At 68.6% G+C, this 7,494-nt stretch carries 7 protein-coding genes; 4 read left to right on the forward strand and 3 right to left on the reverse strand.

The window, feature by feature from the left end; all coding sequences use genetic code 11:
• Window positions 1–4: 4 nt before the first annotated feature.
• The gene (locus tag ACRDUX_RS03800) at window positions 5–961 is read right to left on the reverse strand and encodes an HpcH/HpaI aldolase/citrate lyase family protein (protein ID WP_526411169.1); all 957 of its coding nucleotides are present in this window, start codon (window positions 959–961) and stop codon (window positions 5–7) included.
• A gap of 25 nt (window positions 962–986) precedes the next feature.
• Here ACRDUX_RS03800 and ACRDUX_RS03805 point away from each other — a divergent pair, with 25 nt between their 5' ends.
• From ACRDUX_RS03805 to ACRDUX_RS03820, 4 genes are all read left to right on the forward strand, one after another.
• Window positions 987–2,315 carry a magnesium transporter MgtE N-terminal domain-containing protein gene (locus tag ACRDUX_RS03805; RefSeq protein ID WP_526411171.1) on the forward strand — a complete coding sequence of 443 codons (1,329 nt, stop codon included), beginning with the start codon at window positions 987–989 and terminating at the stop codon, window positions 2,313–2,315.
• Window positions 2,312–2,848: a DUF1003 domain-containing protein gene (locus ACRDUX_RS03810; RefSeq protein WP_526411173.1), complete on the forward strand. Its 537-nt coding sequence runs from the start codon at window positions 2,312–2,314 to the stop codon at window positions 2,846–2,848. The genes ACRDUX_RS03805 and ACRDUX_RS03810 overlap by 4 nt, the downstream gene beginning before the upstream one ends.
• Window positions 2,849–2,946: 98 nt before the next feature.
• Window positions 2,947–4,248 carry a lytic transglycosylase domain-containing protein gene (locus ACRDUX_RS03815; protein WP_526411175.1) on the forward strand — a complete coding sequence of 434 codons (1,302 nt, stop codon included), beginning with the start codon at window positions 2,947–2,949 and terminating at the stop codon, window positions 4,246–4,248.
• Between the two features lie 24 nt (window positions 4,249–4,272).
• Window positions 4,273–5,430: a P-loop NTPase gene (locus ACRDUX_RS03820; RefSeq protein ID WP_526411177.1), complete on the forward strand. Its 1,158-nt coding sequence runs from the start codon at window positions 4,273–4,275 to the stop codon at window positions 5,428–5,430.
• Here the strand turns inward: ACRDUX_RS03820 and tatB are convergent.
• Window positions 5,427–5,828 (reverse strand): Sec-independent protein translocase protein TatB, encoded by a 402-nt coding sequence (tatB, locus tag ACRDUX_RS03825; RefSeq protein WP_526411179.1) that lies wholly within the window; start codon window positions 5,826–5,828, stop codon window positions 5,427–5,429. The two genes, ACRDUX_RS03820 and tatB, sit on opposite strands and share 4 nt — an antisense overlap.
• A 2-nt stretch (window positions 5,829–5,830) precedes the next feature.
• Window positions 5,831–7,330, reverse strand: a complete 1,500-nt coding sequence (htrA, locus tag ACRDUX_RS03830) for a serine protease HtrA (protein WP_526411181.1) — start codon at window positions 7,328–7,330, stop codon at window positions 5,831–5,833.
• Window positions 7,331–7,494: the final 164 nt, after the last annotated feature.

Genomic DNA, 7,494 nt, shown 5'->3' on the forward strand with positions numbered 1-7,494 from the left:
ACTACTAGCTCGGCGGCTCGAACCGACCCGCAGCGCGGGTCATCCCGGCGGCCCGCCCCTTTCCGGCGATCACCAGCGCCATCTTGCGGCTCGCCTCATCGATCATCTCGTCGCCGAGCATCACCGCGCCGCGTGCTCCGCCATCCCGCGACGTGTGCCACTCGTACGCCTCGAGAATTAGCTCGGCATGGTCGTAGTCGGCCTGGCGCGGGCTGAAGATCTCGTTGCCCGCCTCGATCTGGTCTGGGTGCAGCACCCACTTGCCGTCGTATCCCAGCGCCGCGGCGCGACCCGCGATCCGCCGGAACGCCTCGACGTCGCGCACCTTCAGGAACGGGCCGTCGATCGCGTTGATGCCCCGCGTGCGCGCAGCGACGAGGATCCGCATCAGCACGTGGTGGTGGGCATCGCCGACGTCGTATCCCTCGGGTTGCTCACCCACCACCAGCGTGCGCATGTTCAGACTCGCCATCATGTCGGCCGGGCCGAGTACCAGCGCCTGCATCCGCGGCCCGGCCGCGATCGCGTCGACGTTGGTCAGACCCCGGGCGTTCTCGATTTGCGCCTCGATGCCGATGCGTCCCACCGGCAGCCCGTGGGTGACCTCCAATTGGGTCAGCAGAAGGTCGAGGGCCTGAACGTGTGCGGCCTCGGTCACCTTCGGCAGCACCACGACGTCCAGATGCGCGCCCGCCGCGGCCACCACCTCGATGACGTCGGCATGCGTCCACGGCGTCGTCCAGTCGTTGACGCGCACGCCGCGCAGCTGGCCCGCCCAGCCGTCTGCCGCGAGGCCCTCGGCCACCTGAGTACGGGCTTGCGCCTTGGCATCTGGCGCGACCGAATCCTCGAGATCCAGGAACACCTGATCGGCGGGCAGTCCCCTCGCCTTGTCAATCATCTTGGCACTGCTGCCCGGAACCGAAAGACACGTTCTACGGGGGCGATATCGATTCTCCACGCCAACACTCTCTACTCTTTGAGTCATGGTGGCGGTGAACAGGGTCTATGCGGCCCGACTATCGGGGATGTTGGTGCTCGGCCCCGACGGTGAATCGATCGGCCGCGTCCGCGACGTGGTGATCAGCATCGGCATCGGTCGTCAGCAACCCCGAGTGCTCGGTCTCGTCGTCGAATTGCTCACCCGCAGAAGGATTTTCGTCGGCCTTTTGCGCGTTACGGCAATCGAACCAGCGGCCGTGACACTGACCACGGCCAACGTGTCGCTGCGGCGTTTCACCCAGCGGCCGGGTGAGGTTCTGGTGTTCGGCCAGGTCCTCGACACGCGCGTGCGCGTGCAGGATCCCGAGCTGGCAGACCTGGCGGGCGTCGACCTGGTCGTCGTCGACCTCGCGCTGGAACAGATCCGAACCCGCGACTGGATGGTCACCCGGGTCGCGGTGCGCAGCCATCGCAGGCTGGGTCGTCGCACCTCCATGCACATCGTCGACTGGCAGAACGTGACGGGTCTGACCCAGTCGGCCATGTCGCTGCCCGGTCAGGGCGTCGCCCAGCTGCTGGCCCAGTTCGAGGGACAGCGGCCCATCATGGTCGCCGACGCCATCCGCGAGCTACCCGCCAAGCGCCGCTACGAGGTCGTCAACGCCCTCGACGACGAACGTCTGGCCGACATCCTGCAGGAGCTGCCCGAGAGCGAACAGGCCGACCTCCTGGAGAGGTTGGACGCCGAACGGGCCGCCGACGTGCTCGAGGCCATGGACCCCGACGACGCCGCCGACCTGCTCGGCGAGCTCGGCGCCTCACGGGCCGAAGCCCTGCTGGCCCGCATGGACCCGGAGGACTCCGAACCGGTCCGACGGCTGCTCAAGCACTCGCCCGACACCGCAGGCGGCCTGATGACGCCCGAGCCGGTCGTCGTCGGACCCGGCACGACCGTGGCCGAGGCACTGGCCCGGGTACGCGATCCCGACCTGACCCCGGCACTGGCGTCGCTGGTCCTCGTCGTTCGTCCGCCCACCGCCACTCCGACCGGCCGCTACCTCGGTTGCGTGCACCTGCAGCGCCTGCTGCGCGAGCCGCCCGCAGCACTGGTCAGCGGCATCGTCGACTCGGATCTGCCGACCCTGACCCCCGAGACGTCCCTGGCCGCGCTGACGCGATATTTCGCCGCCTACAACCTGGTCTGCGGCCCCGTGGTCGACGAAGAGAAGCACCTGCTCGGCGCCGTCACCGTCGACGATGTCCTCGACCACCTGCTGCCTCACGACTGGCGGGTGCGAACCGAGGACCCCGAGTTGCCCGACACCGGTGACTTCACCGACGCCGCTGCAGGGACGCCGGGAGGTCAACCGTGAGCGATCTGTCCGCCCGGCAACGCCTCGACACCCCACGGAAGTCGAGGCGGCGGTTCACGCCACGCTTCGACATCGAGGCCGTCGGCCGGTTCAGCGAGTCGATCGCACGGTTCCTCGGCACGGGGCGATACCTCGCCATCCAGACGGGCTTGGTGATCGTGTGGATCGCGCTGAACCTGTCCGCCGTCAGTCTGCGATGGGATCCATACCCCTTCATCCTGCTCAACCTCGCGTTCTCCACGCAGGCCGCGTACGCGGCCCCACTGATCCTGCTGGCGCAGAACCGCCAGGAGAACCGGGACCGCGTCTCGCTGGAGGAGGACCGCAGACGCGCCCAGCAGACCAAGGCGGATACCGAGTACCTGGCCCGCGAACTGGCTGCGCTGCGCATCGCGGTCGGCGAGGTCGTCACCCGCGACTATCTTCGGCGCGAGCTCGAGGAGGTGCGCGATCTCCTCGATGAACTGCGGCCCAAGAAAGCCAAGAAGAACCCGGCCTCGAAGGCCGCGAGCAACTGGGATGAGTCCGACTAGTGCATTGCTGCAACACGCGCACCACTAGTCGGTATGGTGACTTGGTTCATAACGTTTGCCGGCACCTCGTTCGGCGATCGCGGATCTAGGACGGTTTAGTGCGCATAGGGGCTGGCACCGCTTTCGCGGCTGCGCGCCGCCGCGCGGGCCGCATCGCCCGCACGCCCGCGTTCGGCGTCGCGGTGATCGTCCCGCTCGTTCTGGTTCTGGCCGTCGGCGCGTCGGCTCCCACTCCCAAGCACGCCGTCGCCGACGACGGGATCACACCACTGGCGGCGGTGGCACGCACCGGCGACGACTCCGGTGTCATCGTCGTCGCCGCGCCGCGGGCCCCGACGGCATTCCGGTTCGCCGCCGCCACCCTGTCCGCTCCGCCGCCGCCGATCGTCGTGAGTTCGTCCGGCACGCTGAGGATTCCGGCGGTCGCGCTGAGCGCCTACCGCAACGCCGAACGCATGATGGCCGGGGCATATCCGGGATGCGGGGTGAGCTGGAACCTGTTGGCCGGCATCGGCCGCATCGAGTCAGTGCACGCCAATGGCGGCGCCACCGATGCCAGCGGCACCGCAGTGCAGCCGATCCTCGGGCCCGCCCTCGACGGCACGCTGCCGGGCAACGAGGTCATCGTGCACAGCGTCCAGGCCGGCCGCGTCACGTACGCCAAGGCCATGGGCCCCATGCAGTTCCTGCCCGGCACCTGGGCGCGCTACGCCTCCGACGGCAACGGCGACGGCAAGGCCGATATCCAGAACATCTATGACGCGTCGCTCGGAGCCGCGCGGTACCTCTGCAGCGGCAACCTGAACCTGCGGGACCGGTCTCAGGTGCTTGCGGCGATCCTCCGCTACAACAACTCGATGGCGTACGCCCAGAACGTGCTGGGCTGGGCCGCCGCCTATGCGACCGGCGTGGTGCCCGTCAACCTGCCGCCGATCGGAACTGCTCCTCCGATCGGCGACGCGCACCTCGACTCCAACCCCGAGGGCCTTGGGCCGGGCATCGGGCTGCCTTCCAACGATCCCCTGGCCTCGCTGCAGTTGGTGGGCGGGGCGAATCAGCTGGGTATTGCGCCGGGCCCAGGCGCCGGTGTTCCCCCGGCTCCCGTCCAGAACTGCCAGGTCTTCTGCCTGACACCGCAGGCGCCGCAGGCACCGGCTCCACAGCAGAACTGCCAGGTCTTCTGCCTGACGCCCGCGGCGACGGCGCCCCTTCCCGACGCGGCGCCCGCACCGCAGTTCCCACCCCCGCTGTTCCCGCCGCCGCCGCCACCGCCGTTCGCTCCGCCGCCGGCGTTCCCTGCCCCGCCACCGTTCGCTCCCCCGCCACCGTTCGCTCCGCCGCCGGCGGTTGGTCCTGCGCCGCCCGCACCGGCGGGCCCGGTGCCCAGTCCGGTGAACTGACGGCTGCGCCTACACTCGCTGGTGATGTCTCCGTCAACGCCCAGTGATTCTGGGGCCCTGGAATCTTCCGTGCGATCGGCGCTGGCCAAGGTCATAGACCCCGAGCTCCGGCGCCCGATCACCGAGGTCGGCATGGTCAAGGACGTCACGGTGAATGAGGCCGACGCCGCCGTTCACGTCGAGATCTACCTGACCACGTCGGCCTGCCCGAAGAAGACCGAGATCTCCGATCGCGTCAAGCAGGCCGTCGCCGACGTGCCGGGCACGGGCGCGGTGAAGGTCACCCTCGACGTGATGAACGACGAGCAGCGCACGGAGTTGCGCAAGCTGTTGCGCGGCGACTCCCGCGAGCCGGTGATCCCCTTCGCGCAACCCGGATCCCTGACCCGGGTGTACGCGGTCGCATCCGGCAAGGGCGGGGTCGGCAAGTCGAGCGTCACGGTCAACCTCGCGGCGGCACTGGCCGCGCGTGGCTTGGCGGTGGGTGTGCTGGACGCCGACATCTACGGACATTCGGTGCCTCGCATGATGGGCACCACCGACCGGCCCACCCAGGTCGATTCGATGATCCTGCCGCCCGTTGCCCACGACGTGAAGGTCATCTCGATCGCGATGTTCACGCAGGGCAACACCCCGGTGGTGTGGCGTGGACCGATGCTGCACCGGGCGTTGCAGCAGTTCCTCGCCGACGTGTACTGGGGCGATCTCGACGTACTGCTGCTCGACCTTCCCCCTGGCACCGGCGATATCGCGATCTCGGTGTCGCAGCTGATTCCCGGCGCCGAGATCCTGGTGGTGACCACGCCTCAGCTGGCGGCGGCCGAGGTCGCCGAGCGAGCCGGCGCCATTGCCCTGCAGACCCATCAGCGCATCGTCGGCGTCGTGGAGAACATGTCGGGTCTGACGCTTCCCGACGGCACCGTGATGAACATCTTCGGCGAGGGCGGCGGCAAGCGGGTGGCCGAAAGCCTGACCAAGTCCGTCGGCGCCGACGTGCCGCTGCTCGGCCAGGTTCCGCTGGATGAGGCACTGGTGGCGGCTGGCGATTCGGGCGTACCGCTCGTCCTCAGCGCACCGGACTCGGTGGCAGGCAAGGCACTGCGGGGCATCGCCGACGCGCTGTCGGTGCGCAAGCGCAGCCTGGCGGGGATGTCGCTCGGACTGAATCCAGTGGGTCGCTAAGTCGCGTCGCTGTCGAACGGCGTCGCCGCTGGCGGGCGCGGTTCGGTCGGCGGCGGTTGATCCTGCGGTTGCGGCTGCCCGTCGGAGACCGGCTTCACGGGCTTGTCGAAGTTTCCGGTCAGGAACGAGTCGTCGCCGTCCAGCAGATGCTTGGTCAGGGCGGCGCGGGGCGTCATCCCCCGCAGCTTCTGCAATTCGCTGAGCGGCTGGCGCAGGTCCTCGAACTCGGGGCCCAGATCCTGACGGAGCTGGCTGGTGGCGCCACTCAGATACTCACGCACCTGGCGCATGGTGGTCGTCGTCCAGCGGATGGCGCCCGGTAGCCGTTCCGGGCCGAGAATGACGAGGCCCGCAACGACGAGCACCAGCATCTCGCCCCAGCCGACATTGGCGAACATCGTTACGCCGCAGGGTTGTCGGTGCCGGGGTTCACGGTAAGGGTGACGGGGCGTCCGTCGCGGAGCACCTGGATCGGCGCGTCCTGGCCGATCTTCAGCAGACGCACCGCGACGACCATCTCGTCGGCATCGGCCACCGTGCGGTCACCGACCTTCACGACGACGTCGTTCTCCTTGATCCCCGCTCTGTCCGCCGGCCCACCCGCGACGACGTTCTTGATCAACGCCCCGGAGGCCACGTCGTTGCTCACCGACACCGCGTTCAGCCCGAGTGTCGGATGCGACATCTTGCCGTCCTTGATCAGGCCCTCGATGACTTCCTTGACCTCGTTGACCGGGATCGCGAAGCCGAGCCCACTTGCGCTGTCCGACAACGATTTTCCGGCCGTGTTGATGCCGATGATCTCGGAATTCATGTTGATCAGAGGCCCACCGGAGTTGCCGTGGTTGATCGACGCATCGGTCTGCACGCCATCGATGACGGTGTCGGTGTCGGATCCGTCACCGGACAGCGGGACGGGACGGTGCAGGGCACTGATGATGCCGTGGGTGACCGTGCTGCGCAGGCCCAGCGGAGCACCCGCCGCGATGACTTCTTCGCCCACCCGGAGCTTCTCGGAGTCACCGAGACGGGCGACGGCCAGGTTGTCGACGTTGTCGACCTTCAGGACGGCGATGTCGGTCTTCGGGTCGCGGCCAACCAGGTTGGCTGGAACTTCGTGGCCGTCGTTGAACACGACCGAAATCTGGAAGTCGGAGGGACTCTTCGCGGCGTCGGAGATGACGTGGTTGTTGGTCACGATGTAGCCACGGCCGTCGACGACCACACCGGATCCCTGTGACCCCTCGCCCTTGCTCAGCGCCTCGATCGTGACCACCGAATCCGCAACCGCCGAAGCCACGTCGGCGAATCGACTGGTGGGCTCCTGGGCGGCACCGTCGGTCTTCAGCGTGACCTTGGAGGTGGTGAAGGCTGGGATGATCTCGGCGGTCTTGTTGCCGATGACGGCGCCGATGCCGCCGATCACGAGAGCGATGATGACGAGGATGCCCAGCGCCACGTAGGAGACCCGACCGCCGAACAGAACGTCGCGGACGCCGAGCTTGCCCATCGGTGTCGCATCGGCCGCAACGGGTGCGGGCCTGGGCTGCGCGGGCGTTCCCAGCGTGGGTGCCGCGTTCGGGTCCCGCCACGGATCGGCAGGCGCGTCGGGAAGGCCCCTGTCGTGCTCGGCCTGAAGTGCGCCCGCGTCAGCGGGATGACGCTGCAGCGTGTCGGAGACCCCGTCGGGCCTGCCGAACGCGTCAGCGAGGACGGCGTCGGGTGCCTGGTCTCTCGGGGTGTAGTCGCCCTGGTCGCGGTACTTTTCCTCGCCGAGGAACGAGCCGGACACGCCGTCGGGCCGTCCGAATGCGCGAGCCTGCGCCGCATCGACGGGCGGGCGCGAGACGGGCTTCGGCTCCATTCGCGGGCGATTGCCGGTCTGGTCCTGGTTGGTCACCCGTGTTCACTCTCCGTCGGAGCGTGCGCCACTAGCGACGCACGCCATTGCTTGGCCAGACATTCACCCTACCGGCGTTTGCGGCGGACACGCGGCACGTCAGCAGCAAACTGCGAGGCCACGTCCTCCACCGGGGGGTCTGGCGGCGCGCAGTGCGGGATCTG

Source organism: Mycobacterium sp. (assembly GCF_050701675.1).
Classification (GTDB): domain Bacteria; phylum Actinomycetota; class Actinomycetes; order Mycobacteriales; family Mycobacteriaceae; genus Mycobacterium.